The sequence below is a fragment of the Streptomyces sp. NPDC052107 genome (assembly GCF_040680215.1).
Lineage (GTDB): Bacteria > Actinomycetota > Actinomycetes > Streptomycetales > Streptomycetaceae > Streptomyces.
In genome coordinates this window covers 59,879-86,050 of sequence record NZ_JBFAWG010000018.1, presented here as the reverse complement: position 1 = coordinate 86,050, position 26,172 = coordinate 59,879, and the positions used below count along the sequence as shown (strand labels likewise).

General features: G+C 72.4%; 27 protein-coding genes and 3 pseudogenes. 19 read left to right on the top strand and 11 right to left on the bottom strand.

All coding sequences use genetic code 11. The annotated features are described in order from the left end of the window. Positions 1-15 precede the first annotated feature (15 nt). The 4 genes from AB0M27_RS21455 to AB0M27_RS21440 all read right to left on the bottom strand — a co-directional run bounded on the left by AB0M27_RS21455 (position 16) and on the right by AB0M27_RS21440 (position 1,888). Positions 16-702, bottom strand: a complete 687-nt coding sequence (locus tag AB0M27_RS21455; RefSeq protein ID WP_365723436.1) for a DUF6286 domain-containing protein — start codon at positions 700-702, stop codon at positions 16-18. Positions 703-754: 52 nt separating this feature from the next. Next, the gene (locus AB0M27_RS21450) at positions 755-1,162 is read right to left on the bottom strand and encodes an Asp23/Gls24 family envelope stress response protein (RefSeq protein WP_365723435.1); all 408 of its coding nucleotides are present in this window, start codon (positions 1,160-1,162) and stop codon (positions 755-757) included. After that, positions 1,159-1,326 carry a hypothetical protein gene (locus tag AB0M27_RS21445; RefSeq protein ID WP_365723434.1) on the bottom strand — a complete coding sequence of 56 codons (168 nt, stop codon included), beginning with the start codon at positions 1,324-1,326 and terminating at the stop codon, positions 1,159-1,161. Before AB0M27_RS21445 ends, AB0M27_RS21450 begins: the two co-directional genes overlap by 4 nt. Positions 1,327-1,402: 76 nt before the next feature. Then, positions 1,403-1,888 carry an Asp23/Gls24 family envelope stress response protein gene (locus AB0M27_RS21440; RefSeq protein ID WP_365723507.1) on the bottom strand — a complete coding sequence of 162 codons (486 nt, stop codon included), beginning with the start codon at positions 1,886-1,888 and terminating at the stop codon, positions 1,403-1,405. Positions 1,889-2,085: 197 nt separating this feature from the next. Between AB0M27_RS21440 and AB0M27_RS21435 the strand changes: the two genes are divergently transcribed. The 5 genes and pseudogenes from AB0M27_RS21435 to AB0M27_RS21415 form a co-directional block, all read left to right on the top strand. Then, complete coding sequence (locus AB0M27_RS21435; protein WP_365723506.1) at positions 2,086-2,634, top strand: RNA polymerase sigma factor; 549 nt, start codon at positions 2,086-2,088, stop codon at positions 2,632-2,634. Further along, positions 2,625-3,296 carry a hypothetical protein gene (locus AB0M27_RS21430; protein WP_365723433.1) on the top strand — a complete coding sequence of 224 codons (672 nt, stop codon included), beginning with the start codon at positions 2,625-2,627 and terminating at the stop codon, positions 3,294-3,296. The genes AB0M27_RS21435 and AB0M27_RS21430 overlap by 10 nt, the downstream gene beginning before the upstream one ends. After that, positions 3,296-3,673, top strand: coding sequence for a hypothetical protein (locus AB0M27_RS21425; RefSeq protein WP_365723432.1), 378 nt, complete (start codon positions 3,296-3,298; stop codon positions 3,671-3,673). Before AB0M27_RS21430 ends, AB0M27_RS21425 begins: the two co-directional genes overlap by 1 nt. Before the next feature lie 69 nt (positions 3,674-3,742). Then, positions 3,743-3,919 (top strand): annotated as a pseudogene (locus tag AB0M27_RS21420) (XRE family transcriptional regulator); the annotation flags it as partial. Beyond that, positions 3,920-4,228: pseudogene (locus AB0M27_RS21415) on the top strand (tyrosine-type recombinase/integrase); the annotation flags it as partial. A 7-nt stretch (positions 4,229-4,235) separates the two neighbouring features. On the opposite strand, the gene sodN reads toward AB0M27_RS21415, so the two are convergent. Then, positions 4,236-4,631: a superoxide dismutase, Ni gene (gene sodN / locus AB0M27_RS21410; protein WP_351613554.1), complete on the bottom strand. Its 396-nt coding sequence runs from the start codon at positions 4,629-4,631 to the stop codon at positions 4,236-4,238. A 145-nt stretch (positions 4,632-4,776) separates the two neighbouring features. On the opposite strand from sodN, the gene sodX reads away from it, so the two are divergent. After that, entirely contained in the window at positions 4,777-5,211 is a 435-nt protein-coding gene (sodX, locus tag AB0M27_RS21405; RefSeq protein WP_365723505.1) for a nickel-type superoxide dismutase maturation protease, read from the top strand. On the opposite strand, the gene AB0M27_RS21400 is transcribed toward sodX, so the two are convergent. Then, the gene (locus tag AB0M27_RS21400) at positions 5,115-5,744 is read right to left on the bottom strand and encodes a CGNR zinc finger domain-containing protein (RefSeq protein WP_365723431.1); all 630 of its coding nucleotides are present in this window, start codon (positions 5,742-5,744) and stop codon (positions 5,115-5,117) included. The genes sodX and AB0M27_RS21400 overlap by 97 nt on opposite strands. A 97-nt stretch (positions 5,745-5,841) precedes the next feature. Between AB0M27_RS21400 and AB0M27_RS21395 the strand changes: the two genes are divergently transcribed. From AB0M27_RS21395 to AB0M27_RS21385, 3 genes and pseudogenes are all read left to right on the top strand, one after another. Beyond that, on the top strand, positions 5,842-6,600 hold the full coding sequence (locus AB0M27_RS21395; protein ID WP_365723430.1) for a class I SAM-dependent methyltransferase: 759 nt from the start codon (positions 5,842-5,844) through the stop codon (positions 6,598-6,600). Between the two features lie 146 nt (positions 6,601-6,746). Beyond that, a pseudogene (locus tag AB0M27_RS21390) lies at positions 6,747-6,990 on the top strand (sigma factor); the annotation flags it as partial. A gap of 83 nt (positions 6,991-7,073) precedes the next feature. Then, the gene (locus AB0M27_RS21385) at positions 7,074-7,499 is read left to right on the top strand and encodes a hypothetical protein (RefSeq protein ID WP_365723429.1); all 426 of its coding nucleotides are present in this window, start codon (positions 7,074-7,076) and stop codon (positions 7,497-7,499) included. A gap of 75 nt (positions 7,500-7,574) precedes the next feature. On the opposite strand, the gene AB0M27_RS21380 is transcribed toward AB0M27_RS21385, so the two are convergent. From AB0M27_RS21380 to AB0M27_RS21370, 3 genes are all read right to left on the bottom strand, one after another. Beyond that, a complete protein-coding gene (locus AB0M27_RS21380) occupies positions 7,575-8,327 on the bottom strand; it encodes an amino acid ABC transporter ATP-binding protein (protein ID WP_365723504.1) in 753 nt (250 codons plus the stop codon). A gap of 50 nt (positions 8,328-8,377) precedes the next feature. Continuing rightward, entirely contained in the window at positions 8,378-9,250 is an 873-nt protein-coding gene (locus AB0M27_RS21375) for an amino acid ABC transporter permease (RefSeq protein WP_365723503.1), read from the bottom strand. Between the two features lie 125 nt (positions 9,251-9,375). After that, the gene (locus tag AB0M27_RS21370; protein WP_365723428.1) at positions 9,376-10,335 is read right to left on the bottom strand and encodes an ABC transporter substrate-binding protein; all 960 of its coding nucleotides are present in this window, start codon (positions 10,333-10,335) and stop codon (positions 9,376-9,378) included. A 555-nt stretch (positions 10,336-10,890) separates the two neighbouring features. On the opposite strand from AB0M27_RS21370, the gene AB0M27_RS21365 reads away from it, so the two are divergent. The 4 genes from AB0M27_RS21365 to AB0M27_RS21350 all read left to right on the top strand — a co-directional run bounded on the left by AB0M27_RS21365 (position 10,891) and on the right by AB0M27_RS21350 (position 14,352). After that, positions 10,891-12,111, top strand: a complete 1,221-nt coding sequence (locus tag AB0M27_RS21365; RefSeq protein ID WP_365723427.1) for an NADP-dependent malic enzyme — start codon at positions 10,891-10,893, stop codon at positions 12,109-12,111. 384 nt (positions 12,112-12,495) lie between these two features. Continuing rightward, on the top strand, positions 12,496-13,461 hold the full coding sequence (locus AB0M27_RS21360; protein ID WP_365723426.1) for a zinc-binding dehydrogenase: 966 nt from the start codon (positions 12,496-12,498) through the stop codon (positions 13,459-13,461). A 115-nt stretch (positions 13,462-13,576) separates the two neighbouring features. After that, complete coding sequence (locus AB0M27_RS21355; RefSeq protein ID WP_351799620.1) at positions 13,577-13,786, top strand: HTH domain-containing protein; 210 nt, start codon at positions 13,577-13,579, stop codon at positions 13,784-13,786. Then, positions 13,786-14,352 (top strand): Clp protease N-terminal domain-containing protein, encoded by a 567-nt coding sequence (locus AB0M27_RS21350; protein WP_365723425.1) that lies wholly within the window; start codon positions 13,786-13,788, stop codon positions 14,350-14,352. Before AB0M27_RS21355 ends, AB0M27_RS21350 begins: the two co-directional genes overlap by 1 nt. A 672-nt stretch (positions 14,353-15,024) precedes the next feature. On the opposite strand, the gene AB0M27_RS21345 is transcribed toward AB0M27_RS21350, so the two are convergent. Both AB0M27_RS21345 and AB0M27_RS21340 read right to left on the bottom strand, forming a co-directional pair. Further along, the gene (locus AB0M27_RS21345) at positions 15,025-16,068 is read right to left on the bottom strand and encodes a helix-turn-helix transcriptional regulator (RefSeq protein WP_365723424.1); all 1,044 of its coding nucleotides are present in this window, start codon (positions 16,066-16,068) and stop codon (positions 15,025-15,027) included. 1 nt (position 16,069) lies between these two features. Continuing rightward, the gene (locus tag AB0M27_RS21340) at positions 16,070-17,077 is read right to left on the bottom strand and encodes a DUF4097 family beta strand repeat-containing protein (protein WP_365723423.1); all 1,008 of its coding nucleotides are present in this window, start codon (positions 17,075-17,077) and stop codon (positions 16,070-16,072) included. Between the two features lie 157 nt (positions 17,078-17,234). Between AB0M27_RS21340 and AB0M27_RS21335 the strand changes: the two genes are divergently transcribed. From AB0M27_RS21335 to AB0M27_RS21310, 6 genes are all read left to right on the top strand, one after another. Further along, positions 17,235-18,104: a hypothetical protein gene (locus AB0M27_RS21335; RefSeq protein ID WP_365723422.1), complete on the top strand. Its 870-nt coding sequence runs from the start codon at positions 17,235-17,237 to the stop codon at positions 18,102-18,104. Between the two features lie 488 nt (positions 18,105-18,592). Then, positions 18,593-18,772, top strand: coding sequence for a DUF6104 family protein (locus tag AB0M27_RS21330; RefSeq protein WP_046418474.1), 180 nt, complete (start codon positions 18,593-18,595; stop codon positions 18,770-18,772). A gap of 118 nt (positions 18,773-18,890) precedes the next feature. After that, positions 18,891-19,298: a CU044_2847 family protein gene (locus AB0M27_RS21325; protein ID WP_365723421.1), complete on the top strand. Its 408-nt coding sequence runs from the start codon at positions 18,891-18,893 to the stop codon at positions 19,296-19,298. Next, the gene (locus AB0M27_RS21320; RefSeq protein WP_365723420.1) at positions 19,295-21,523 is read left to right on the top strand and encodes a trypsin-like peptidase domain-containing protein; all 2,229 of its coding nucleotides are present in this window, start codon (positions 19,295-19,297) and stop codon (positions 21,521-21,523) included. Before AB0M27_RS21325 ends, AB0M27_RS21320 begins: the two co-directional genes overlap by 4 nt. Before the next feature lie 191 nt (positions 21,524-21,714). Beyond that, entirely contained in the window at positions 21,715-22,731 is a 1,017-nt protein-coding gene (locus AB0M27_RS21315; protein WP_365723419.1) for a MoxR family ATPase, read from the top strand. A gap of 7 nt (positions 22,732-22,738) precedes the next feature. After that, positions 22,739-26,095 (top strand): SAV_2336 N-terminal domain-related protein, encoded by a 3,357-nt coding sequence (locus AB0M27_RS21310; RefSeq protein WP_365723418.1) that lies wholly within the window; start codon positions 22,739-22,741, stop codon positions 26,093-26,095. Positions 26,096-26,172 lie beyond the last annotated feature (77 nt).

Sequence of the window (26,172 nt, the reverse complement as noted above, 5' to 3'; positions counted from 1 at the left end):
GTGGTGCGGTATCGGTCAGTCGGTGCGTTGCCGCACCCGTACGACGATTCGGGGAGGACGAGCGAGGGCCAGCTGGTCGCATTCCTCGCCGAGGACGGCGGTGAGGTCGTCCTTCACCCGCTGGGGGTCGCGGAAGCGGACGTCCGCGCGGGCTTTGACGCGGTGGCGGCCTACCAGGACACGCGCCGCGCCGACTCCAGGGACCCGCATCGTGGCGTCACGCAGCAGGGCGGCGGCGCCGTCGCGGTCCAGGAAGGCCAGCACTCGGGGGCAGCCGGCGGGGGAGCACAGGGGCAGCCAGCGGCGTTGACCGGGGGTGAGGGCCAGGACGATCAGCCAGACGCCGACGGCGGCGGCCACGGCGGCTCCCGTCAGCATCCACACGTCGTCCACCGGGCGGGTGGCCAGTTCGTCGGCCAGATGCCGTCGCCAGGCCGCCGCCGGGCGTCCCGCCCGTACGGCGATGACGTCGACCAGCGCCGCGACCGCGGCCACGAGGATCACCGAGGCGACCAGTGCCGCCGTGATGCGACGCGCGGACCACTTGCGGTGGGTTCGGTGCCCTCTGCCGCGCTCACCGGGTGGGAAATCCGAGGTGGACAGGTCGCGATCGGGCGGGTCGGGCTCCTTCGCCAGCGGTACGGCGCCACGGTGCGCGGACGGCGCGCCGCTGCGGCCGGGAGGACCGGGATCGGGTGTCATCGCGATCGCCCTTCCTCCACGACGTGCTGTGCGACCTGGGTCGCGTGGCCGCTCACTGCACCCGCCCCCGGCTCGCCTCGGCGACGGTCACCAGCCGCCGGACGGTGAGGAGGACCTCTCCCACCCGCAAGCCGGTCAGCTGGGCGACCCGTTCGGCGACGTCCTGCTGGATCCGCTCGCAGACACGGGGGATGTCGGTGGGGTAGGGCAGATCCATGGTCAGATGCAGGCGCACGGACCCCGTACGGACGGCGGCGGAGGCGTGGGGTGCCGCCGGTCCGCCGCGGTCGGGCGGTACGGCGGCGCGCCGGGACTGGGCCGTGCGTGCGGCCTGGGCGGCGATACGGGCGACCACCCTGTCCGGGATGACGGTGGCGCCCCGCTCGGCCGGGGGCGGCAGCCCGGCGGTCGGCGCGGGCGGGCTCGACCCCTCCCCCGGGGGAGCGGGCCTGGTCCTCACCGCTGCCTCCGTGTCCGGAGGTCGAGGTCGCCCTGTACGACGAGTCCGACGATCAGCCCCGCCGCACCCAGGACCAGCACCAGCAGAAAGGCCCAGAAGCCGCCGAAGTAACCGGCGAAGCCGAGGGCCATGCCGGCCGCGAGGCCCGTCATTGCTGCGTTCATCTCGCACTCACCCGTCTCGCGCAGGGGCGTCGCCGTGCGCGCGATCATCCGCGCCCGCAAGGGGTGCGGCGGCGGATCACCTCACGCGGCCCTCGGCCGGTTCGGCTTCTTCCTCCTCGTCGGGCAGGTGGACGTCGTCGACGGCGATGTTCACCTCGACGACCTCCAGGCCCGTCATCCGCTCCAAGGCGCTGATCACACTGGTGCGCACGTCGCCCGCGACGTCGACGATGGAGACGCCGTACTCGACGACGACGTCTAGGTCCACGGCGGCCTGACGCTCGCCGACCTCGACCTTCACTCCCCGCGTGACGGCCCCGCCTCCGCCTCCGGGAACGCGTTCCCGCATGGCGCCGAAGGCGCGCGCCATCCCCGCTCCCAGGCTGTAGATGCCCGGTACCTCGCGGGCCGCCATGCCCGCGATCTTCGCCACCACACCGTCCGCGATGGTGGTCTTCCCCCGTGTCTCGGCCGGAGCCCCGGCCCCGCTGTGGCCCTTGAGCGCGCTCACGCCCGCCTCGGGCCGGCTGCCCCCGCCGACGCTGGTGATGTCGTCCGTCATGGCGGTCGCCTCGATCGGTCGCTCGGACACCGGTGCGGTGCCCTTCCGAAGGGTTGGACATAGCGGGCGCCGCATTCCTCACACCCTCTGTATGTGATGTGCATCACATGTCACCCGTCGGGTACGCGGACGGTCCGAGCCTGTGCGGGGGTGCCGTGATCGAAAGCGTTGTTTCCCCATCGCCGGGCCGCGACCTGATGGGACGCGACCTGCCGGACGGCCTGCTGGCCGTACGGGCGGCCGAGGGGGACGAGGACTCCTTCGCCGTTCTCGTCCAGCGGCACGGCCGACCCCTCCTTGCCCTGGCCCGCTGCATGCTCGGCAACCCTCAGGACGCCGAGGAGGCAGTTCAGGACGCCTTCGTCAGTGCCTGGCGCCGACTGCCGGAATACCGCCACAGCGCGGAGTTCCATACCTGGATGTACCGGATCACCGTCAACCGCTGCCTGACCATACGCCGTCGCCGGCCGCCGCCCCTCCCGCTGGACGCAGTCGTCGAGCCCGCGGCGAGAGACGCCTGGAGCCAGCCCGCCCGGTCCGCCGAGCAGGAAGCGGCCACCGCCGCCCTGTCCCGCGCACTCGGCGATCTCGACGCCGGGCAGCGACTCTGCTGGATCCTGCGGGAGGTGCAGGGCCTGTCCTACAAGGAGATCTCCGACGTGACGCGGACCAGCGAACAGACGGTGCGCGGCAGACTGTTCAGGGCACGCCGATCCCTGCAGGAGGCGATGGGCCCATGGCGCTAGACGACCCGCACGCGCGGCCTTCCGGACCTCCCGGAGCCGACGGGACCGGTTCCGAGCCGGGTGCCACAGACGTCCCGGCGTTCGCAGGTGACGAGGTCCTGCCCTGCGGCCGGCTGCTCAGCCGGGTCTGGGAACAGGCCCGGGACGCGGTGCCGGCCGCGGACCCGCACACCCTCTCCTGCCCTCACTGCCGCGAGGCCGTCGAGGGACTGGCCGCCGTGAACGCGGCCACCCGAGCGCTGCGCGCCGAGGACACGCCCGGCCTCCACGCGCTCGCCGACCGCGTCATGGACATCGTCAGGGCAGAGGTACGGCTCGGGCGGCTGCTGCCCCTGGCCGACCCGGACCGGGAGCTGCGAATCGCCGAGAGCGCCGCGGCGAAGGTACTCCGGCAGGCCGCCGACACGGTCCCCGGTGCCAGGGCCGCGACCTGCCGGCTCGTACCCGTGGGCGAAGGCACCGACGTGCGGGTGACCATGACCCTCGCCGCCGCTCTCGACCGCCCGCTGCCCGACCGGGTGCACCAGGTGCGCCGATCGGTCCTCCACTCGGCCGGACAGGACCTGGGCCTTGCCGTGACGGCCGTCGACATCACCGTGGTCGACGTCCTGGAGCCGGAGCCACCCCTCCGTCCCGGCCTCACGCCCGCCGGCGGTGCGTGATGACCGTCATCCGCACGACCACGCTCCTCGACGCCGCAGCGGAGGCGGCCCTCGCGGTTCCCGGTGTGGCGGGCCTGCAACCCCGTCTCTGCCATCGCCTGGCGGCAGCCGCCGCGCCCACCCGGTCGGACGCCACGCTGCGCCGCACATCGCCCGAGGAAGGCATCCGCGCCGACCGGTCGCCGGACGGTTCGGGATGGCACATCGAGGTGCGCTGCGTCCTGTCCGAGGGCCGGCGGGCGCTGGACGTCGCCCAGAACGTCCATGACCGGGTGGGAACCGCCGTCATCTCCCGCCTCGCCGCCCTCGATGCCGTGGAGCGGGTCACCGTCGAGGTCACCGTGACCGGTATCGCCACCCGGCACGACGTGGCGTGAGTCCGGTTGCGCGTTTCCAGCCGCAGCTCATAGGGGGGTCCGGGCGCAGAACACCGGCAACGATGGTACGTCGACGAGGCTCTCGCCTTCGCCCGCGTCTTCGAGCTGCCCCTCGAAGAACTGATGTCACCGCCGCTGGAAGGGCTGGACCTCAACAGCAGACGACTCGTCCAGGAAGCCGTGGAGGCGTACTACGAGACGCGCGACGCCGAAGATCGCCTGCACCAGGCCATCGTCGGTATCGCCCTCCAGGCGGCGGAGGACGAGGCGGCCGAGCGCCGGGGCGGCAAGCCCGTCGAGCTGCCCCACATGGTGACCCACGACCTGCGCCACTCCTTCGCCTCCGCCCTCATCGCCGGCGGAGCGAGTGTCAAGCGGGTCCAGCTGGTTCTCGGCCACGCGTCCGCCGTCATCACGCTGCGGATCTACGCCCATCTGTGGCCGGGCGAAGAAGACCGCACCCGGACCGTCATGGACGCCGTTCTCGGCGGCCTGCGGACCGGGTGCGGACAGGGAGACACTGCAATCAAAGAAACCGCAGGTCAGAAGGCGTAAAAGAAGATCAAGCCTTCTTGGTCTCCCAGAAGATCTTGTCGATCTGGGCGATGTAGTCCAGCGCCTTCTGGCCCGTCGCCGGGTCGGTGGACGCCTTGGCGGCCGAGAGGGCCTTCAGGGTGTCGTTGACCAGCTGGTGCAGCTCCGGGTACTTCTCGAAGTGCGGGGCCTTGAAGTAGTCGCTCCAGAGCACGGAGACGTGGTGCTTCGCGAGCTCCGCGCGCTGCTCCTTGATGACGGTGGCACGCGCCTGGTAGTGGGGGTCGTCGTTGCCGGCCATCTTGTCCTGGATGGCCTTCACCGACTCCGCCTCGATGCGGGCCTGGGCAGGGTCGTACACGCCGCAGGGCAGGTCGCAGTGGGCGCTGACCTTGACCTTGGGGGCAAACAGGCGGGAAAGCATGGAGCATTCCTTCCTCGTGATCGTCTTCTCAGGTGCGACATTACTCCCTGAGGAAGGCGATTTCTCGGGTGCCCCCTAGGGCTTAGGACAAAAGTCCAGGGTCAGACTGAGACTGGTGGAGGAACGGACCGGGGAGGTGCCGGGGATGCCGGAGCTGTCGCAGGAGACCGAGCGGGGGAGGGCCGTGGCGCCCTTCGGAGTGGCGGAAGTGACCGGGCCGTCCATGGTGCCCACCCTCCTCCACGGGGACCGGCTGCTGGTGCAGTACGGCGCGTCGGTCCGGACGGGGGACGTCGTCGTTCTGCGGCATCCGTTCCAGCAGGACCTGCTCGTCGTCAAGCGTGCCGTGGAGCGGCGCGACGGCGGCTGGTGGGTGCTCGGGGACAACCCGTATGCGGGCGGGGACAGCTCGGATTACGGCGTTGTACCCGATGAGCTCATCCTCGGGCGCGCCCGCTTGCGGTACCGGCCGCTCCCCGCCGGTCAGCGCTCGCCGCTGACGCTGGTGCGCTGGGCGCTCTCCGCGGCGAGGCTGCTGCTGCCCGACCGGTCGGCCTCCAGGCGCTTGCGGGCCCGGTAGGCGGCCACGTTCGCCCGGGTCGCGCAGCGGTCGGAGCAGTAGCGCCGGGAGCGGTTGGTGGAGGTGTCCAAGTAGGCGTTGCGGCAGGGGGTCGCTTCGCACAGGCCCAGGCGGTCCACGCCGTACTCGGTGAGGTGGAAGGCCAGGCCCATCGCGGCGATCGCCGCGTAGCCCGCGGTTGCGTTCGACGGGTGGTCGGCCAGGTGCATGTGCCACAGCGGACGGCCGTCCTCGTCGCGGTAGTCGTGGCCGGAGATCTGCGGCGACACCGGGAACTCCAGCAGCAGTGAGTTCAGCAGGTCCACGGCCAGCGTCTCGTCGCCCTTGTCGGCCGCCTCGAAGACCGCGCGCAGCCGCCCCCGCACCGAGCGGAAGCGCGTGACATCGGCGTCGGTGGCACGGCGGGCCGCCGAGGAGTTGGCGCCGAAGAGGTCGCGGACGGCCTCGACCGAGGTCAGCGAGTCCTTGCCCCGGGCCGGTTCCTCGCTGTTGACGAGACGGACGGCGTAATCCGAGTAATAGGCCAGTTCCACTTGTAGTCCTTACGAGGGCGCTTTATGGTCGTGTCTGCGGTCGGGTAACAGCCGGTCGTGCTTCCAGGGTATTACGCAGACAAGGGGGACAGGCTTCATGACTACGAGCACGGGCACCGACTGGGCCGCGTGGCAGGAGAGCTGGGACCGGCAGCAGGAGTGGTACATGCCGGACCGCGAGGAACGCTTCCGGATCATGCTCGACATGGTCGAGGCGCTGGTCGGCACCGCCCCGCGGGTCCTCGACCTCGCCTGCGGCACCGGCAGCATCACCGCCCGGCTGCTCCAGCGGTTCCCGGCGGCCACCAGCACCGGCGTCGACCTGGACCCGGCCCTGCTCGCCATCGCGCGCGGCACCTTCCAGGGCGACGACCGGGTCGCCTTCGTCGCGGCCGACCTCAAGGATCCGCACTGGCCGGCGAAACTGCCGTACGACTCCTACGACGCCGTCCTGACCGCAACGGCCCTGCACTGGCTGCACAGCGAACCCCTCGCGGCCCTCTACGGTCAGGTCGCGGAGCTGGTCCGCGACGGCGGTGTCTTCATGAACGCGGACCACATGATCGACGACAGCACGCCCCGGATCAACGCCGCCGAGCGCGCCCGGCGCCACGCCCGTATGGATCAGGCCAAGCGGGACGGTGCCCTGGACTGGGCCGAATGGTGGCAGCTCGCGGCCGAGGACCCGGTTCTCGCCGGGCCCACCGTCCGCCGCTTCGAGATCTACGGCGAGCACGCGGACGGCGACACGCCCTCGGCCGCCTGGCACGCGCGCACTCTGCTTGCGCAGGGCTTCGGCGAGGCCCGGCCGGTGTGGTGCTCGCCGTCGGACACGCTGCTGCTCGCCCTCAAGTAGCGGCCGGTACGACGGCGGAGGCGGAGAAAGCGAGAAACGGAGGCGGTACGGACATTCGTACCGCCTCTCTGCGTCCCCGGGGGACTCCCACCGCACTGGTACGGGCGAGACGGTCCGATCCGGTGGACCGGCGGAAAGGGGGAGGGATGACGCGGGGCGCGGAAGCGACTCTGCACGCCGTCGTCGAGGGCAGACGCACGGCGCTGTTCCACAGCGCCTATCTGCGGCAACCGCGACGAGGCCGAGGACCTCGTCCAGACGACGCTCGTGAGGGTCGTGCTCGGCGCGCGCCGGCACGGGCGTCTGGAGAACCTCGACGCGTATGCGCGCAAGACGCTGGTCAACACCTTCATCTCGGCCCGCCGCCGGTTCTGGCGGCGCGAACAGGCGGTGGTGCGGCGGGGTTCGCCGAGCTGCTGCCCCGGCACGTCGGCAAGGTCCGGGAGGTCTCGCTGCTGCGGCTGATCAAGGGGGTGCCGAAGGCGCCGCTGCCCAAGGACGTGGGGCCGTACGACGGCGACTACGCCATCGCCCGGAAAGACGGGGTCGGGTACGTCACCGTGCGCGTGATGCCGGCGAAGGCGGTGCAGGCCAAAGAGGCCGACCGGGACCCCTGCCACGTCGGCAACGTGACACCGCCGGTGCTGAAGTGCACCAACGAGAAGGTGCCCGGTGGCGTGCTGTCCATCTGGCTCACGCCCGCCCAGAAGCTCACCCAGCCGTCGTACTACGGCGCCGAACTTCAGGCGCGGCTGCTGCGGAAGGACGGCAGCCTGCTGTCCGTCCGTGACTGGACGGGCTTCCTGGGCCAGGGCTCGCAGGGCCCAGTGCTCAAGACGTTCCCGCTGACCCGGGCGCAGCTGCGCGAACTGGCGCTGAAGCCGCAGCTGCTGCCGTAGCGGGGCGGCGCACGAAGAGGGCGCACGAAAAGGGGCGGTACGGGGATCCCGTACCGCCCCTTGCCGTGCGTGCCGCTACAGCACCTTGGACAGGAACGCCTGTGTCCGCTCGTGCTGGGGGTTCGTCAGGACATCGCGAGGATGGCCCGATTCGACCACCACGCCCTCGTCCATGAACACCAGGCTGTCGCCCACCTCGCGGGCGAAGCCCATCTCGTGGGTGACGACGACCATGGTCATACCGGACTCGGCGAGGTCCCGCATGACGTCCAGGACGTCACCGACCAGCTCCGGGTCCAGGGCCGAGGTCGGCTCGTCGAACAGCATCAGCTTCGGATCCATGGCGAGGGCCCGGGCGATCGCCACCCGCTGCTGCTGGCCACCGGAGAGCTGCGAGGGGTAGTGCCCGGCCCGGTCGGCCAGGCCCACGCGCTCCAGCAGCTGCATGGCCCGCTCCCGGGCCTGCGCCTTGCTCTCGCCCTTGACCTGCACCGGCGCCTCGATGATGTTCTCCAGCGCCGTCATGTGCGGGAACAGGTTGAAGCGCTGGAAGACCATGCCGATGTCCCGGCGCTTGCGCGCGACCTCGCTGTCCTTCAGCTCGTACAGCTTGTCGCCCTTCTGGCGGTAGCCGACCAGCTCGCCGTCGACGTACAGCCGGCCGGCGTTGATCTTCTCCAGATGGTTGATGCAGCGCAGGAAGGTCGACTTGCCGGAGCCGGAGGGGCCGATCAGGCAGAACACCTCGCCCGGCTTCACCTCCAGGTCGATGCCCTTGAGCACCTCGACATGGCCGAAGGACTTGTGCACGCCCTGCGCCCTGACCATCGGGACCGTGCTCCTGGCCGGGGTGTCCTGCGTCTTGCTGAGCTTGTCGGTCATGCCGTGACCTTCCTGCTCGAGAAGGTCGTCAGATGTCCCTTGACCTTCTGCCACGGGGTCGGCGGGAGGCTGCGGCTGGAACCGCGGGCGTAGTAGCGCTCGATGTAGTACTGGCCGACGCTCAGGACGGATGTCATGATCAGATACCAGGCCGCGGCGAGGAAGTACATCTCCACCGGAGCGCCGGAGTTCTGGCCGATGTCCTGGGCGTAGCGGAACAGCTCGGGGAACTGGACGGCCGCCACGAGCGAGGTCGTCTTCAGCATGTTGATGACCTCGTTGCCCGTCGGCGGCACGATCACGCGCATCGCCTGCGGGATGATCACCCGGCGCAGGGTCTTGCCGTGGCTCATGCCCAGCGCGTGGGCCGCCTCGGTCTGGCCCTCGTCCACCGCGAGCAGACCCGCCCGGCAGATCTCGGCCATGTACGCCGCCTCGTTCAGACCCAGGCCGAGCAGCGCCGTCAGCAGCGGCGTCATGAAGTTCGACCAGTAGTCCTTGTAGAACGGCATCAGGTTGATGTAGTGGAAGACCAGGCCCAGGTTGAACCACAGGAACAGCTGGACCAGGACCGGGGTGCCGCGGAAGAACCAGATGTAGAACCAGGCGATGGACGAGGTCACCGGGTTCTTCGACAGCCGCATCACCGCGAGGACGATGCCGCCGACGATGCCGATCAGCATCGACAGGACCGTCAGCATGAGGGTCTTGTAGACACCGGTCATGATCCGGTGGTCGAAGAAGTAGTCCGGCACCGCCTGCCAGTTGATGTCGCCCTGGCTGAAGGCGTAGACGATCGCCACGAGGAGCGCGATGGCGACGAGGGCGGCGACGTACCGCCCGTAGTGCCGGACCGGGATGGCCCGGATGGCCTCCGGGCCGGCCGGGGGAACGGGGTTCTCCCCGGCGCTCTCCCCGGAGCCCTTTCCGGCCGTCTTCTCGATGTCAGTCACGGGTGTTGCCTTTCAGTGGCCGCTTCTGCTGCTTGCGCGGGTCACTTGCCGCCGTTGATCACGGACTCCGTGACGGCGCCGTCCTGGGCGCCCCACTTCTTGAGGATCTTCGCGTACTCGCCGTTCTTGATGATCGCGTTCATCGCGGCCTGCAGCGCGTCACGCAGCTGGGTGTCCTTCTTGGCCACGGCGATGCCGTACGGGGCCGCCTCGACCTGCTGGCCGACGATCTGGAAGTCCTTGCCGCCGCCGGAGGTCTTCACCGCGTACGCGGCGACCGGGAAGTCGGAGGAGGCCGCGTCCACACCGCCCGAGCGCAGCCGGGTCTGGGACTGCTGGTCGTCGTCGAAGGGCTCGATGGTGAGCTTCTTGCCGCTCGGACACTTCTTGGCCTCCTGCTTGGCCAGGTCCTCCGAGACGGTGCCGCGCTCCACGGCGATCTTCTTGCCGCACAGGTCCGACCAGCCGTTGATGCCCTGGGTGTCGCCCTTGCGGGTGTAGATGGAGACACCGGCGGTCAGGTAGTCGACGAAGTCGACGCCCTCGCCGACCTTCTTGCCCGAGTCCGGGTCGACGCCCTCCTGGCGGTTCTTGTTGTCGGTCATGGCCGACATGGCTATGTCGTAGCGGCCCGAGCGCAGACCGGTGAGCAGGGCGTCGAACGTGCCGTTCTGGAACTCCAGCGTCACGCCGAGCTGCTTGCCCATGGCCGCCGCGAGGTCTGGGTCCAGGCCGACGGCCTTGCCGGAGGAGTCCTTGAACTCCACCGGGGCGTACGCGATGTCCGAACCGACCTCGATCTTGCCCTTGTCCCGGATCTCTTTGGGGAGCTTGTCGGCCAGCGGGGCACTGGCCGTGGACGCGCTGCCGGAGCCCTTGTTCGTGTCCTTGGTCTGGTCACCGCAGCCGGTGAGCAGCAGGGCGCCCGCGACCGCGATCGCACCGGCCGCTGCCAGACGGGAGCGTGCGGCGGTCGTACGACGGGTGGAGCTTGCGGTCATCGTGGTTCCTCCGGCGGATGGGAAGAGGTGCGATGGGTCAGCGAGAACACACACCTGCGGGTGTCGCGACCTCGTGGGTTTACCGCATCTTGCCATTCGGACTAGCCCATTCAGGGGCGCGGCTATGTCAAAATCGGATAACGGGTCACCCCCGAACCGCATCAGGTCGGTACATCCTTGGTCGTTCACCACCGAACCATCTGCGGGAATCCAGCCTTCCGGCCGGAAAATCTTCGGCGTGTCTCACGATGTGGTCGCCGCCAGCGCCGATCTACCGGCGTCTTCGCATGCTCGGCGCGGTTGTCAGCCGCGTGTCATTTCGCCGTGGCTTTCTGGTTCCGAGATGTGACCTTGCACCTAATGGACTCGTCGTGAGCACCGTCCGTCCGGTAAGAAGGTTCTTTACACCCCTCATCCGGGGCTCAGGGCGCGTGTGCGGCGCGCCCGTCGCGTATGGCCCGTACGTATCAGCAATCGGGCGGTACGCGGTGCCCGCCCACCCCTCACCAGGAGTGGTCGACCCTCAAACCATGCATACCTAAGGGGTAAAACGAAGTGGCAGCGGAGATCGTCAATCCTCGCAGCGACAAAACGGACCAGGACGGCGGGGCGGAGCCCCTCGATTCCTTCGATCCGGCGTTCGCGCTGCACCGCGGCGGCAAGATGGCCGTGCAGGCCACCGTGCCGGTCCGCGACAAGGACGACCTTTCCCTCGCGTACACGCCCGGCGTCGCTCGCGTGTGCACCGCGATCGCGGAACAGCCGGAGCTGGTCAACGACTACACGTGGAAGTCCTCCGTGGTCGCCGTCGTGACCGACGGTACGGCCGTGCTCGGACTCGGGGACATCGGTCCCGAGGCCTCCCTCCCCGTGATGGAGGGCAAGGCGATCCTGTTCAAGCAGTTCGGCGGCGTCGACGCGGTCCCGATCGCGCTCGACTGCACCGACGTGGACGACATCGTCGAGACCGTCGTGCGGCTTGCCCCGTCCTTCGGCGGAGTGAACCTGGAGGACATCTCGGCACCCCGGTGCTTCGAGATCGAGCGCCGGCTCCAGGAGCGCCTGGACATCCCGGTCTTCCACGACGACCAGCACGGTACGGCCGTCGTGACGCTCGCGGCGCTGCGGAACGCGGCGCGGCTCAGCGGGCGGGAGATCGGGCAGCTGCGGGCCGTCATCTCGGGCGCCGGCGCGGCCGGTGTGGCCATCGCCAAGATGCTGGTCGAGGCCGGCATCGGGGACGTGGCGGTGGCGGACCGCAAGGGCGTCGTGTCGGCAGGCCGGGAGGACCTGACCCCGGTCAAGCGGGAGCTCGCGGGCTTCACCAACAAGGCCGGCATCACCGGCTCGCTGGAGGACGCCCTCGCGGGCGCGGACGTCTTCATCGGCGTCTCCGGCGGTACGGTCCCGGAGGAGGCCGTGGCCTCCATGGCCGAGGGCGCCTTCGTGTTCGCGATGGCCAACCCGAACCCCGAGGTGCACCCGGAGGTCGCCCACAAGTACGCGGCAGTGGTCGCGACCGGGCGGTCCGACTTCCCGAACCAGATCAACAACGTGCTGGCGTTCCCGGGCATCTTCGCGGGCGCGCTGCAGGTGCGGGCCTCTCGGATCACCGAGGGCATGAAGATCGCTGCGGCGGAGGCGCTGGCCGCGGTGGTGGGGGATGACCTTGCCGCCGATTATGTGATTCCTTCGCCGTTCGATGAGCGGGTTGCTCCTGCGGTGACGGCCGCGGTGGCTGCGGCTGCTCGGGCCGAGGGCGTTGCTCGTCGCTGAGGTTGCGCTGAATGGCCCCGTCCGGTTTGGGCGGGGCCATTTTTTTCGCCCGCCCGCCCGACTCGGGTGTCGAAAGGATGCCGTGGGGGTGTTGGTGGCTCGGGTGGGGATGGGGAGCTCTGGGGAAGGGCGCGCGCTGGGGGTGGGTGGCTCGGGTGTTGAAGGGGCGCGCTGGGGGTGGGCAGCTCCGGTGTGGAAAGAGGGGGCCTGTGGCTGGGCGGCTCGGGTGTTGGAGAGGCGCCCTGGGGTGGTGGCTCGGGTGTTGACGGGGTGCCCCGCTGGCGTGGTGGGGGCCTGCGCTGGACGGGTGGCCCTGTGCAAGAGGGTATGTGTCACAGGTCCCTGCGGTTCCGTCGGCTGATCGGCGCACCTATCGTCGGCTGCATGTTCGCTGTCTACGCCGCCCGAATCGACCGCGACCAGCCGCTCACCGGCCTGGAGTTGGGGGAGCGTCCGGCTCCCGAGACCCGGCCCGGCTGGAGCACCATCACGGTGCGCGCCGCCTCCCTCAACCACCACGACCTCTGGTCCCTGCGGGGCGTCGGCCTCCCGGAGGACCGGCTGCCGATGATCCTCGGCTGTGACGCCGCCGGCGTCGACGAGGACGGCAACGAGGTCGTCCTGCACTCCGTCATCGGCCAGACCGGCCACGGCGTCGGCCCGGACGAGCCGCGCTCCATCCTCACCGAGCGCTACCAGGGCACCTTCGCCGAGCAGGTCGCCGTGCCGACCTGGAACGTGCTGCCCAAGCCCAAGGAGCTCTCCTTCGCCGAGGCGGCCTGCCTGCCGACGGCCTGGCTGACCGCCTACCGGATGCTGTTCACCAACGCCGGGGTACGGCCCGGTGACTCGGTCCTCGTGCAGGGCGCGGGCGGCGGTGTCGCCACGGCCGCGATCGTGCTCGGCAAGGCGGCGGGGCTGCGCGTCTTCGCGACCAGCCGGGACGAGGCCAAGCGGAAGCGAGCGCTGGAGCTCGGGGCCGTGGAGGCGGTGGAGCCGGGGGCCCGGCTGTCGCAGCGGGTGGACGCCGTCATCGAGACCGTCGGCGCCGCCACCTGGTCCCACTCCGTGAAGTCGCTGCGGCCCGGCGGCACGATCGTCATCTCCGGTGCCACCAGCGGGGACCGGCCCACGCACGCCGAGCTGACCCGGATCTTCTTCCTGGAGCTGAAGGTGGTCGGCTCCACCATGGGCACCAAGGAGGAGCTGGAGGATCTGCTCTCCTTCTGCGCCGCGACCGGGGTGCGGCCCGTCATCGACGAGGAACTGCCGCTGGACCGTGCCCGCGAGGGCTTCGAACGGCTCGCGTCCGGCGAGCAGTTCGGGAAGATCGTGCTCACCAACTCCTGAGGTCCTTCGGGAGAGTGGTCGTCGGGCGGGTCCAGGTGTCCGGGCCCGCCCTTTTGTACACCGGGTCTGTCAATGTTGGTTGACATGAAGGATGATGTCAACGTAGGTTGACATCATGACCGAGGCAACCGATCTCGCCGAGCGTGCCGGCGACCGTGATCCGCGGGTCGGACTACGGGCCGTGGCCGCGCTGCGCAGGCTGCTGGAGCAGCTGGAGGCAGTACAGGTGCGCAGTGCGCGCAACAAGGGCTGGTCGTGGCAGGAGATCGCCGCGGAGCTCGGAGTCAGCAGGCAGGCCGTGCACAAGAAGTACGGGAGGCAGTGATGTTCGAACGCTTCACCAGGGACGCACGTGAGGTCGTGAAGGGCGCGTTCGTCCACTGCGAACGCGCCGGTGAACAGACCGTCGGTGCCGAGCATCTGCTGCTCGCCCTTCTCGACCGCGAGGGCAGCCGTGCCTCCTTCGCGCTGGCCGCGCTGGGGCTCGGGGAGCGCAAGGCGTCCGTACGGGAGGCGCTGGACGAGGCGCGACGGCGGGCCGGGCTGTCGCGGGCCGACTCGGACGCGCTGGCGGGGCTGGGGATCGATGTGTCGGAGATCGTCGCCCGGGTCGAGGAGGTGCACGGTGTCGGGGCCATGTCCGGCGACCCGGAGGACCGGCGCCGGTGGTCGGGACGGCGGCCAGGCTTCGGCCGGGGCGCCAGGTACGTCCTGGAGCGGTCGCTGCGGGTCGCCGTCGGCCACCGCGACCGGCACATCGGCGACGAGCACCTTCTGCTCGCGCTGACCCTCCTGCCCGGGGCGGTGGGCGAGGTCCTGGCGGACCACGGCGTGACCCACGCGTCGGTGTCCCGCGTGCTGTACGGCGCAGGGGAGGCACAGGCCGGCTGAGGCGCGGTTTGCCGAAGGCGCGCCTCGGTCGGGCACCGGGCCGGCCGCGGCCCCACCCTCGCGGTCGGCAGCAGCGGGAGAATGCGTAGGCCGGCTGAGGGGTGGTTCAGCTGACGTGCCGCTGGGCCGAGGCTCCGGTCGGCCGCCGCCCCGCTTGTGTGGTCGGCAGTGGGGGCGCAGGCCGGCTGAGGCGCGGATCGGCTGAGGCGCCGGTCAGCTGCTACCCCGCCTCTGCGGTCGGCAGCGGTGGAGGAGGCGCGGGGCGGCTGAGGGATAGCCCGGTTGAGGCGCGGATCGGTTGAGGCATCGGTCGGCCGCTACCCCGCCTCTGCGGTCGGCAGCGGTGGAGGAGGCGCAGGGCGGCTGGGGGCAGCTCGGTTGAGGCGCCGGTCAGATGCCGCCCGCCTCCGTGGTCGGCAGCGACGGGAGATGCGCAGGTCGGCTGAGGGATAGCCCGGTTGAGGCACCGGCCGGCAGCCGCCCCGGCTCTGCGGGCGGCAGCCCGCCTTGCTCCCCGGCCGGCAGTCGCCTGCCCCTGCCAGGGTCGGCAGCAGTCCTGGTCCCCTCGGCCGGCTGCCAGCCCTGGTCCCCCTGGCCGGCAGCGCACTCTTCCCTCCCCCGGGGAACGGCAGCCCGCCTTGCTCTCATCGATCGGCTGCCGTCCTCCCCCGCTCAGGCCTTCGGTGTCCGCAGGAGCGCGCTGATGTGGGCCGCTGCCGTCGACAGATGGCGGCGGGCCTCACGGAGTTGGGTGGGGGTGACTCCGTGGTCGCGGGCCGCGTCGCGGATGTCGTCGCGGAAGCGGTCCAGGAGGCGGTCCAGGTCGCGGGCCGGGTCGCCGGTGGTGTCCTCGTGGGCCCAGGTGGGTTCGTACTCGGCCGGGAACTCCTCGTCGGGAGAGACGTAGTGCACGTCCGACGGTGCGGTGGTGGGCTTCGCGGCCGGTTCTCCGGGGGTGCGGGGGGAGCTCCAGTACTTGCCGAAGTCGCCCAGTTCCCTCGCCAGTTCGGACAGGCCCTCGCGGACGCCCGTCGGCCAGTCGCCCTGGGCGAAGTGGTCCTGGACGCGGTCCTGGACCTGGCGGGCGATGCGCTGCATCTCCTCCTGTGCCTGGGCCCGCGCCCGTGTCTGCGCCTCCTGGGCCTGGCGGCGGGCCCGCTGGGCCTCCTCACGGGCCCGGCGGCTCTCGTCCTTGGCGCGGCGGGCCTGTTCCTTCCACTCCTGCTTGACCCGGCGCATCTCCTCCTTGGCGGCCTTCCAGGCCTCCTTGTCGCCGAGGTCGCCGTACTCCCCGAAGGGGCCCGCGGCGCCGGCCGCCTTCGCGCCCCGGCGGGCCTCGGACGCGGCGGCGCGCATCTCGCGGCGCAGATCGCCGGCCGCGCCGCGCACGTCGGCCTGTATCTCGGCGGCCAGTTCGGCGACCGACTCGCGGATCTCCAGCTCCAGGTCGGCCAACTCGCCGCTGCGGCCCGCAAGTTCGGAGCGGCCCGCGTCCGTGATGGCGTACACCTTGCGGCCGCCCTCGGTGGTGTGCGTGACCAGGCCCTCGGCCTCCAGCTTGGCCAGCCGGGGGTAGACCGTGCCCGCCGAAGGGGCGTACAGCCCCTGGAAGCGCTCTTCGAGGAGCCTGATCACCTCGTAGCCGTGGCGCGGGGCCTCGTCGAGCAGCTTGAGCAGATACAGGCGCAGGCGCCCGTGGGCGAAGACGGGGGGCATGTCAGAGCACCTTCTTGTCGGTCGTGCCGTCGGCCGGGGTGTCGGTGCCGCCGGAGGCGTCGGCGCCCTGGCCGGAAACGGAATTGTCCCCCGAAACGGCCGGAGCACCGGCGGCGGGGGCGGTGCCGGGGTTCCGTGGTGACCCGGAGGGGCCGGCCGGCTCTGCGGGCCGGGCCTCCCACGGGGTGTCCGCCTCGTCCTCCTCGCGCGGCGGGCGGCGCAACAGGGCGATCGAGCCGGAGACCGTGGTGGCCCGCAGCCTGCCCGTGCCCGCGCCGAGGCGGCCGGTGATCTTGTGGGCCCCCCACTGGCCGTGCACCCGCAGTCCTTCGAAGGCGTTGGAGACCGTGCCGCTCGCGGTGTTCGCCTCCACCTCGGCGTCTGCCGGGTGCGGCAGACGGACGGCGATCTCGCCGGAGACGCTGGTGAGGCTGACCTCCGTCGGGCCGTCCGGGTCCAGGTCGACGATCATGGAGCCGCTGACGGAGTCGGCGCGGACGGAGCGGCCGGAGCCCGCGACCACCGTCAGGTCTCCCGAGACCGAGTTGAACCGCAGGTCGCCGGTGACCGCCTGGGCCTCCAGGTTGCCCGACACGGTGTCCGCGCGGACCGGGCCCGAGACGCCGACCAGGGTCGTGTCGCCGGTCACCCCCTTGACCACCGCCGGGCCGCGGATGCCGGAGACGACCGCGCCGGCGCCGACCACGCCCACCTCCACGCGGGTGTCGGCGGGGACCGCCAGGGAGACGACCGCGCTGCGCCGCCAGCCCTTGCGGTCGAGCCACTTGAGGAAGCCCTTCCAGGGCAGGTCCTCGTACGCCACCGTGAGGGTGTCGCCCTGCTGGGTGACCACCAGGGGTGGGCCTTCGATCTCCGAGATCTCCAGGCGGGCGGAACCTTCGTCGGTGCCCACCACGTTCACCGTTCCGTTGACGATGCGGACCTGGAGGTCGCTCACGCGGGAGTCGAAGGTCAGCTTCTGGGGCTCGTTGACGGACCACTCGGGCATGGGAGACCTCCTAGGGTCGGGCACGGGGACGACACGCCATATCGCGTCCTCCGAGAAACACGATATATCGTGGCCGCCGGAAGTCAAGGCACCCTTTCGCGTGAGTACGTATGCGTCATATCAGGCGTGATGTGGGCGAACTGCCTAGCGTGTTGGCATGCCGACGGACGCGTTCCAGGGCGGATACCGGGCCGCCTCCGCCACCGGGGCCCTGCTGCTGTGCCGGGCCGAGCCGGAGTCCGTCGCGCTTCTCGCCCCGCTGCTGCGCGAACGGATGGCGTTCACGCACGCGGGTGAGCGCTGGACCGTACTGGTGCCGGAGGGGAGTCCGTGGCGGGGAAACGGTACGGGGAGTGAACCGGTCGACCAGGTGCTCACCGGCTGGGCCTCCGCGCTCGCCGTCGGGTCCTCCTGGCCCGTGCTCGCGCTGTGGTGGGACGCCGACCGTGTCGGTTACACCCTTGCGTCCGGCTTCCGCCGTCCCGTCGGGTACGTCTGGCTGGCCAACGGCACGCCGGCGGGCGAGAACGAGGCGATGCACACCTTCGCGGGTCGGCTGGGGCTGGATCCGGTGCTGGACGTGCAGGCCCTGGACGGGCTGATGGCAATGGACTCCGACGCGGACGGGCGGGCACGGATGCGGGGGCTGATCGCCGTCCTCGCACGCGCGGGTGTCGCCTTGCCGGCGGGGCTCGTGCCGGGGGAGAGCGCCGAAGGGCTGCTGCAGGCCGCGGCGGAGGTGCCGGGCGGGGTGCGGTGGGTCGCGGGGGCCGGGTGGCGGGAGGCGGTGCGGGCGGAGTCCGGGCCGGGCGAGACGGGCGAGGGTGGCGGAGGGCTTGGCGTGTGGGCGCCGGGCTCGGGGGATCCGCGGGCTCGGTGGCTCGGGATGGTGCAGGTGGGCGTGGGGGTGCCGGTCACCGTGTGGGGGATCTGGCGGCGGAGTGGGGGATGGGTGGCGGCGGGGGTGCTGCTGCTGGCGCACGGGGCGCTGGGAATGGCGTACGAGGGGGTGCGCGGGCGCGGGTGACCGCGTGCGCCGGGGTGCGATGCGGGTGCGCTGCCGCTGGGCCGACCTCTGGGGGTGCCCCTGAGCTGCGGCTGGGCGGGGTTTGCGAGGCGCCCGGTGCTGCCGCTGGCCAACGGGGCGTTTCGCTCGCCCGCGCCGGCGGGGTGCCGCTGCGCCCACCCGTGCCGCCCCAGCGGCACGACTGCCCGCAGCTAGGCGGGCCGCGGCGCGGGGGACTGCGCGAGACCGGGCAACGGACGGCCCGCGGTCGCGCACGGTCTTGAGTGCCGCTGCGCCCACCCGTGCCGCCCCAGCGGCACGACTGCCCGCAGCTAGGCAGGCCGTGCGAAGGGGCGCGGGGAACTGCGCGACCAGCCCGTCACGAGTCCGCACCCGGCGACGGCCCGGCACCCCGCCCACACGAACCCCGCACCGCCCACCCCGAAACGTTGCATACGCTGTCTCTGTAGCCACCACCGCCATGGATGTTCACGCAGGAGACGCACCCCATGTACTTCACCGACCGTGGTATCGAGGAGTTGGAGAAGCGGCGCGGCGAGCAAGAGGTCACCTTTGAGTGGCTTGCCGAGCAATTGCGCACGTTCGTGGATCTCAACCCCGACTTCGAGGTGCCCGTAGAGCGGCTGGCCACCTGGCTCGCCCGGCTCGACGACGAGGACGACGAGTAGCCCCGTGCCGCCCATGGCGCAGGAGTAGGGGGCGATCATCAGCCGTATCGTTCGTTGCCTCTCCCCCTCCCCTTTCCCGGGAGTTAGCCTTCTTCTCCCATCGGCGAACGGGGGCGTCATGGCTGGCGGAATCGAGCGGATACGGCTGGACGACGGGACCGTCGTCTGGGCCAGGATCGCGGACGCGGACGCGGGCGGTTACGGCGGGGAGTACCGGGACACCTCATTCGGGGGCCGGATCATCGACATGGCCGGCGGACTCGCCGGCACGGTCGGCGGAGTCGTGCGCTCCCTGCGCGCCGGTCTGGACACACCGGCCCCCGTCGAGGTCTCCGTCAGCTTCGGAATCGAACTGACGGCGCAGGCAGGCAAGATCGTGAGCGCGATCGCGGAGGGCGGCGGCAAGTCGTCCCTGACCGTGTCCCTGACCTGGACCGAACCGGCCACCGGGGCCGACGGGGCGGATCCCGCACAGCCCGGCGGCACGGTCGTACCGCCGCGGTCCCCGGCCTCCGGCGCCGTATGAGCGCCTTCGCCGAGATGGTGCGCCCCTCCCTCGCACGCATCGGCGCACCGGGTGACGGGTATGCAACGGACGGTGACCCGTACTGGGGATCGGGCTTCTTCATAGCCCCGGGCTGGCTGTTGACCTGCGCCCATGTCGTGGGGAAGGGGGGAGCCGCGGTGTGCCGAGGGGAGAGCGCCATGAGCGTGACCTGGCTGGAGCGCACCCGCGCCGACGGCTGGGCGGAACGCACCGGCACCGGTACCGCCCGGCTCCTCGCCCCCCGTCCCGAGGCCGCGCAGGCGGTGCGTGACCGCTGGTCGTTCCCCGACCTCGCGCTCGTCCGGGTCAGCGGCGCCGACGACGTGCCCTGTCTGTGGCTGGCCGACCGGGAGGCCGGCCCCCGCACTCCGGTCGGCCTCTACGGCTGGTCCGTGCAGACCGGCGAGCTGGGCATCCGGCACGGCGACGGGGAGATCGCCGGCGCCGACGCGCGTGCCCTGCTGCTCACCGGGAGCCTGCCGGTCGGCGGCCTGTCCGGCGGCCCGGTGCTCGACCTGCGGCACGGCTCGGTGATCGGCGTGATCAAGGGGCGGCGGACGGAGGACGGCGTCGCCGTTCCGGTCACCGCGCTTTCCGAACTGCTCGACCTGAGGGACGGGGGCCGTACGGTACGCGAGGTGCTGCGCGCGCACGACCTGCACCATCTGCGCCGCCTCGAAGACCCTTCCGCCTCCTCACCCTTCCCGGCGTATCCCGACTGGACCTCCTTCCAGGCCGAACTGCCCGGGCACGCGCCCCCGGTCACCGGGATCGGCGCCGAACTGCGCACCCGGCTGTACGGCCACCTCGCACACCTGCCGCCGCCGGCCGGCGCGGGCGAGGTGGTCCACCTCGTGGAGGACGTGAAGGCGCAGGTGCGCGGCGAGCGCCTGCTGTCACTGGTGCTGCGCAATGTGCGCACCTGGCGCGAGGGCGCCGGGCTGCTCTCCGGGCTGCGCACCCTGCAGACGGGCGGCGGGGGCACCCTGGTCGATCTGGACGCCGTCCTGCTGTACGCGGCGAAGGTCGCCCGCAAGACGGCGTGGGAGCGCGCGGACGAGGTGGACCCGGCGCGGCTCGGCGCCTTCACCTCCTGGATCGCCGGACAGGCCGCCGGGCACCGGCACTGGGCGGTCGGCGAGGCCATCCGCGCCCTGCTGGAGGGCATCGACGACCCCCGGGGTCCGATCGACGACCGCCATGGCCCAATCCGAAACCACCAGGGCTCGTCGGACACCGGTGAAGGCGAGGAGCCCCTCGCACCAGAGGCCTCCGCATCCCAGCCCCCCGCACCCTACGCCGTCCGGACCGACGTCCTGGTCAAGGTCGGCGCGCCCATGTACGACGGCCGGTATCCGTGGAGCGTGCAGCTGATGTACGACGGTCGGGACGTCACCCCGGTCGCCGCCGACGACCGGGGCGTGCGCGCCGACGAGTTGGTGCGGGTGCTGCGCGAGCCGCTGGCCCGGGCGCTGAGCCAGGGTGATCATGGCGAGCATCTGGCCGCCGTCGAGGTGTTCCTGCCGCGCAGGCTGTTCGACCTGCCGGTGGACGAGTGGCAGCTGCTGTCCGAACCGCCCGGCGCGGAGGGGCCCGTGGGCGACGAGGACGCCGAGGACGAGTTCGTGGACGAGCGGGCCATGCCGCTCGGGATGCGGCGGACCGTCGTCGTCCGGGACGTGCGCCGCAACGCCCAGGCGCCCTCCCCGGAGTGGCGCCGGCGCTGGAACGGCGTGCGGAAGGGGCCGCTCACGGCCGAGACGCTGCACGGGCGGCCGGCGGCCGACGGGCATCCGCCCGGTGCCCGCCCCGGCGGCCGCTTCGCCTACTACGGTGCCCTGACCGGGATGGCCAATGAGGGCGTACCGGTGTACTGCGGGCCGGTCGGCAGTGGAGAGGGGCTGGCCGCGATGAATGACGCGCTGCGGGCCGGGCACCCGGTGGTGCTGTGGCGCCGGGACCGGCACGACCACGAGGAGTGCGGGGCCTTCCACCGGCAGGCCGCAGACCTGCTGAAGGCGGCCCGGCACGCGAGCGGGCTGCACGGTCCGGTGCGTGACCTGCGCATCCGCCTCGCCGACGCGGACACCGCCCGCGGGTACGGGCTGTGCGGGAAGATCGCCGTATTCTTCGACCCGCCGGACCGGCCGCCGTTCGGCGCCGAGGCGATGCGGCCACCGCCGCAGGCCGCGCCCGGCGGCTGACCCGCCGCGCGTGGACACGCCGCCAACCCGCGGACACGCCGTCAAGCCGCTTGCTTCACAAGGGCGTTCGTCCGGCCGGAAGTGAACGCCGGGCGCCCCGAACCTCGGCAGGCACGGCCCGCTGGCGGTAGCCTCGTAGGCCGGACGACCGGGACCCGCTGCATGATCACCAGAGCCGGGAGGAGCCCAAGGTGAACGACTGGCGGATCTACCGCGGAGTGGGTCAGCCGCACGACGGTGTACGGCGGTTGCCGGCGCCGCCGCCCTGGCGTGACTTCGCGGCGTCCCGGGAGAGCGGGGAGGCGGGCCCGGAGGACCCGAGCAGCGCCCGCCGGCTCGGGGTCCGCCGTCGGCTGGTGGAGAGCTATGCTCCCCGGCCCGCCGAGGTCGACGCCGTCAACGCGGCCCTCTATCTGCGCCGGCCCCTGCTGGTGACCGGCAACCCGGGCACCGGCAAGTCCACCCTGGCCTACGCGATCGCGCACGAACTGGGCCTCGGCAGAGTGCTGCGCTGGCCCATCGTCAGCCGTACGACCCTCCAGGACGGCCTGTACCGCTACGACGCGATAGGCCGCCTGCAGGACGTCCAGCTGGAGCGGGCCCGGGGCGGCGGCCAGGACGCGGCGAGCACCTCCGGCATCGGGTCGTACATCCGGCTCGGGCCGCTCGGCACCGCGCTGCTGCCCGCCGGCGAGCCGCGCGTGCTGCTCATCGACGAGCTCGACAAGAGCGACCTCGACCTGCCCAACGACCTGCTGAACACGCTGGAGGAGGGCGAGTTCGCGATCCCGGAGCTGGAGCGGCTGGCCGACCGCGAACCCGTCGTCGAGGTGCTCGACCACGACGGCGACCGGGTGGCCGTGCACGGCGGACGGATCGCCTGCACCGCCTTCCCGGCGATCGTCCTGACCTCCAACGGCGAACGCGACTTCCCCGCCCCGCTGCTGCGCCGCTGCATCCAGCTGGAACTGGAGGCGCCCGGCGAGGAGCAGCTGACCGCCATGGTCGAGGCGCATCTGGGGCCGGAGGGCGTCGCCGCGGGCGGCGAGCTGATCCGGCGGTTCCTGGAGCGCGAGCCGGGCGAGGTGCTCGCCGCGGACCAGCTGCTCAACGCCCTCTTCCTCACCCGGCACGACCCGCGCGCCCAGAGCCTCACCCGGGAGCGCATCGCCGAGATGCTCATGCAGCCGCTCGACCGTACGAGGTGATGGCCGGATGCCCGGCATGGGTCTGGACGAGCTGATCGGCAAGCTGCGCCAGGGCGGGCTCGACTTCACCGCCGAGGACGTGGCGGACGCGCTCTGGCTGGCCCGGCGGCTCGGCACGGGCCCGGCGCGCGACGCCCCCGGCCCGTCCCCGGCCGAGTCCGGCGGGCCCCTCCGGGACGGCACGCCGGCACCGGCACCGCAGGATGCCCCGCACGCCCCGCCGGACCCCGGCACCGGCACCGGCACCGGCCAGCGTCCGTCCCGCCCGGAGAACTCCACCACCCCCGTTCCCCTGCACATGCCCACGCCGGGCCCGAGCTCCGGTCCCGCGCGTCCGCGGCCCGAGGGCGCCCCGGCCGCGTTCCCCGTGCGCGCCCCGGCCGCCGGCGCGCTGCCCGGGCTGCTCGGCCTGGAGCAGGCGCTGCGCGCCCTCGGCCGTTATCGGACCGCCTCCCCCCGCGCCGAGGACGAGCGGATCGACGAGGAGGCCACCGCCGACCGGGCCGCCGCGGGCGGCATCCTGCTCCCTGTCACCCGGCCCGGCCGCCGCCGGCGCTGTGACGTCCAGCTCCTCATGGACACCGGCCCCGCGATGGCCGTCTGGGACCGGATGGTGGAGGAACTGCGCCAGGCCTGCCAGCAGTCCGGCGCGTTCGCCTCGGTCCACGTCCACCACCTGTACGCCGACGACTCCGGGGACTTTGCCGTCCCGCTCGTCGGTACGACCGCCGGTCCCGGCCGGCGCACCCGGTTACGCCCCGCCGACGAGCTGCACGACCCCACCGGCCGCCGGGTCACCTTCGTCATCAGCGACTGCGTGGGCCCGCTCTGGCAGAACGGCAGCGCCCAGCGGCTGCTGCACCGGTGGCCGCGCAACGCCCCGCTCGCCGTCGTCCAGCCGCTGCCGCCGCGCCTGTGGGGCCGTACCGCGCTGCCCGCCGAACCCGGACTGCTGGTGCGCGACGCCGAGACCGGCGGACGCCTGACCTTCATCCCCGACGACGAACCCTGGGAGGAACCGGCCGCCGACGCCCGGCCGGTGCCGGTCCTCACGCCCACCCCGGACGCCTTCGGCACCTTCGCACGGCTGCTCGCGGGCACCGGCCCCACCAGTGAGCGCGCCTGGGCCGCGCTCACCGGCCCCGGCACGGTCCCGCCGCCCGCGCCCGCCGTCGCCGGCCCGCCGAGCGAGGACGACCTGCTGCGGGCCTTCCGCGCCGGCGCCTCGCCCGGTGCGCTGCGCCTCGCGGTCTACCTCGCCGCGGCCCCGCTCACCCTGCCCGTGATGCAGCTCGTGCAGCGGGCCATGCTGCCCGACACCGGGCCCATGGAGCTGGCCGAGGTGCTGCTCGGCGGACTGCTGACCCAGCTCCCGGGCACCGCCGACCAGCCCTGCTTCGCCTACCCGCCCCGGGTGCAGGACCTGCTGCTGTCCTCCCTGGACCAGGACACCGCCGGACTTGTCCTCAAACACTGCTCGGCCTATGTGGAGCGGCACTTCGGCCGGGGCACCCGGAACTTCGCCGCGCTCGCGGCCGCGCGGCTCACCGACCACGACCCGGACGGCGGCGCCGGGCCCCTGCCCGACGACACCGGGGCGCAGGGCGAGGGCGGCAGCGTCGAGGCCGAGCTGTTCGCCCGGGTCCCCGCCCGTGTGCTGCGCTTCTACCAGCCCGAGCCCCCGGCCCGCGACCCGCTCACCGAGGGCGGCAGGCTGTTCGAGGAGTGGCGGCGTCGCGGCGACCCGGAGGCGCTGCGGCAGGCCCGGGACCTCGCCCGTACGGCGGTGACCGGCGCGGCGCGCGAACCGGACACCGCCGCACGGGCCCGGCTGCTGCTCGGCCGCGTGCTGCGCGCCGAGGCGGGCACGGCGGCCGCACGCGCCGCGGGCCGCCGCGAGGAACTGCTCCGCGAGGCCGTCACCGAACTCGCCGCCGCGTACGGGACGGCCGCCGCCGACAGTCACGAACAGGCCGAGGCCGCCTTCGAACTTGCTGCCTCCCGAAGAGAGTTGTGGCAGCTGACGGCGGAGGGTGAGCTTCTGACGGCCGCGCTGGAGGAACTCGACCCGGACCGTGCGCCGTGGCCGGGGCTGGCGGGTCGGGCGCGTGCGTGGGGCCGTTCGCGGCAGCGCGGGGACGGGGGCGGGGAGGCCGGAGGGCCGGTGGTCCGGTTCGGCGATCTGCAGGACGGTGACGCCATCCCCGGCACCCCCAGCTCTGGGGACGCCCGCGAGGACGGAGGCGGCACCGGTGCCGGCCCGGACGCCGGAAGCGTGCCCTGGGTCGTGGCCCTACACCGTGCCCGGCTTCTGCTGCGTGGCCGGATTCTGCTGGAGTTGCGGCGGGCCGGTGCCGCTGTGCCCGAACTCACGGAAGGCTGTGCTCTGTTGGAGCTTGGAGAGGCCTCCGATACGGTGCTGGCTCCCGCGTTGCTCGATCTCGCGCGGGCGCTGCGGGCCGCCGGCACCGAGGACGACGAGACGCGCCGGGTGCTGGAGCGGGCGGAGCGGGCCGCCGGGGACGATCCCGGACTGCTGCTGCCGGCCCTGGCCGCGCTCGCCGCCTTTCATGACGAGACGGGGCACAGCCGCGAGGCCGACGCGGCCTATGAGCGGGCCGTGCTGCTCGCCCCGGCCGACAGCGCCCTGCGGTGCCGGCTGCTGACCGGCTGGGGCGAGTCGCTGCTGCGGCGGGCCTCGGCGCCGGGTGGCGCGGGGCTGGTGGACCGGGCCGAGTACGTGCTGCGCGAGGCGCTGAAGGTCCTGCCGGCCCGCTCGGACCGGCGCGGCCGGCTCCAGGGGCTGGTCGGCAGCGCGCTCGCCCAGCGGTTCCGCCATCTCGGCTTCCTGCCCGACCTGTTCGAGAGCCGCCATCTGCTCGGCCAGGCCCTGCGCGCCGCCGCCGACGCGGCCGTACGCGCGGAGGTGTGGCTCCAGCTCGGCCGGGTGCGGCTGGAGGGCTGGTACCGCGCGGGTGCGCCGGTGCTCGTGGAGGCGCTCCAGGCGTACGAGAACGCGGGGCGCGAGGCCCGGGCGGCGCACGGCGGCGATCCGGGCTCGGTGACCGCGGCCCGGGCCTGGCACGGCAGCGGCACGGTGCTGGCCCTGATGGGGCGGCCGGGGGCGGCGCGGGGCGCCTACCGGGCGGCCCGGGAGCAGTGGCAGCGGCTGGCCGCGGCGCTGCGCGAGGTGGACTGGGCCGACGTCGAGGCGAGCAGGGAGGCGGAGGCGCGTCTCGGCGCGGAGGGAGTTCCGTGGGATGAGGCACGGGGGATGTCCGAGGCCGATTGGGGCCGGCTCGCGCCCCCTTGGTACCCATGGACCGAGGAGTGGTCCAACTGGTCCGATCGTGACCGGAGTTGATCGATTCGGTGTTTCTGACTCCCTTGTGTCGGGAAGAACTGGGCAGCCGCTGTGGCCGTGCGGGGCGGGTACCGGCA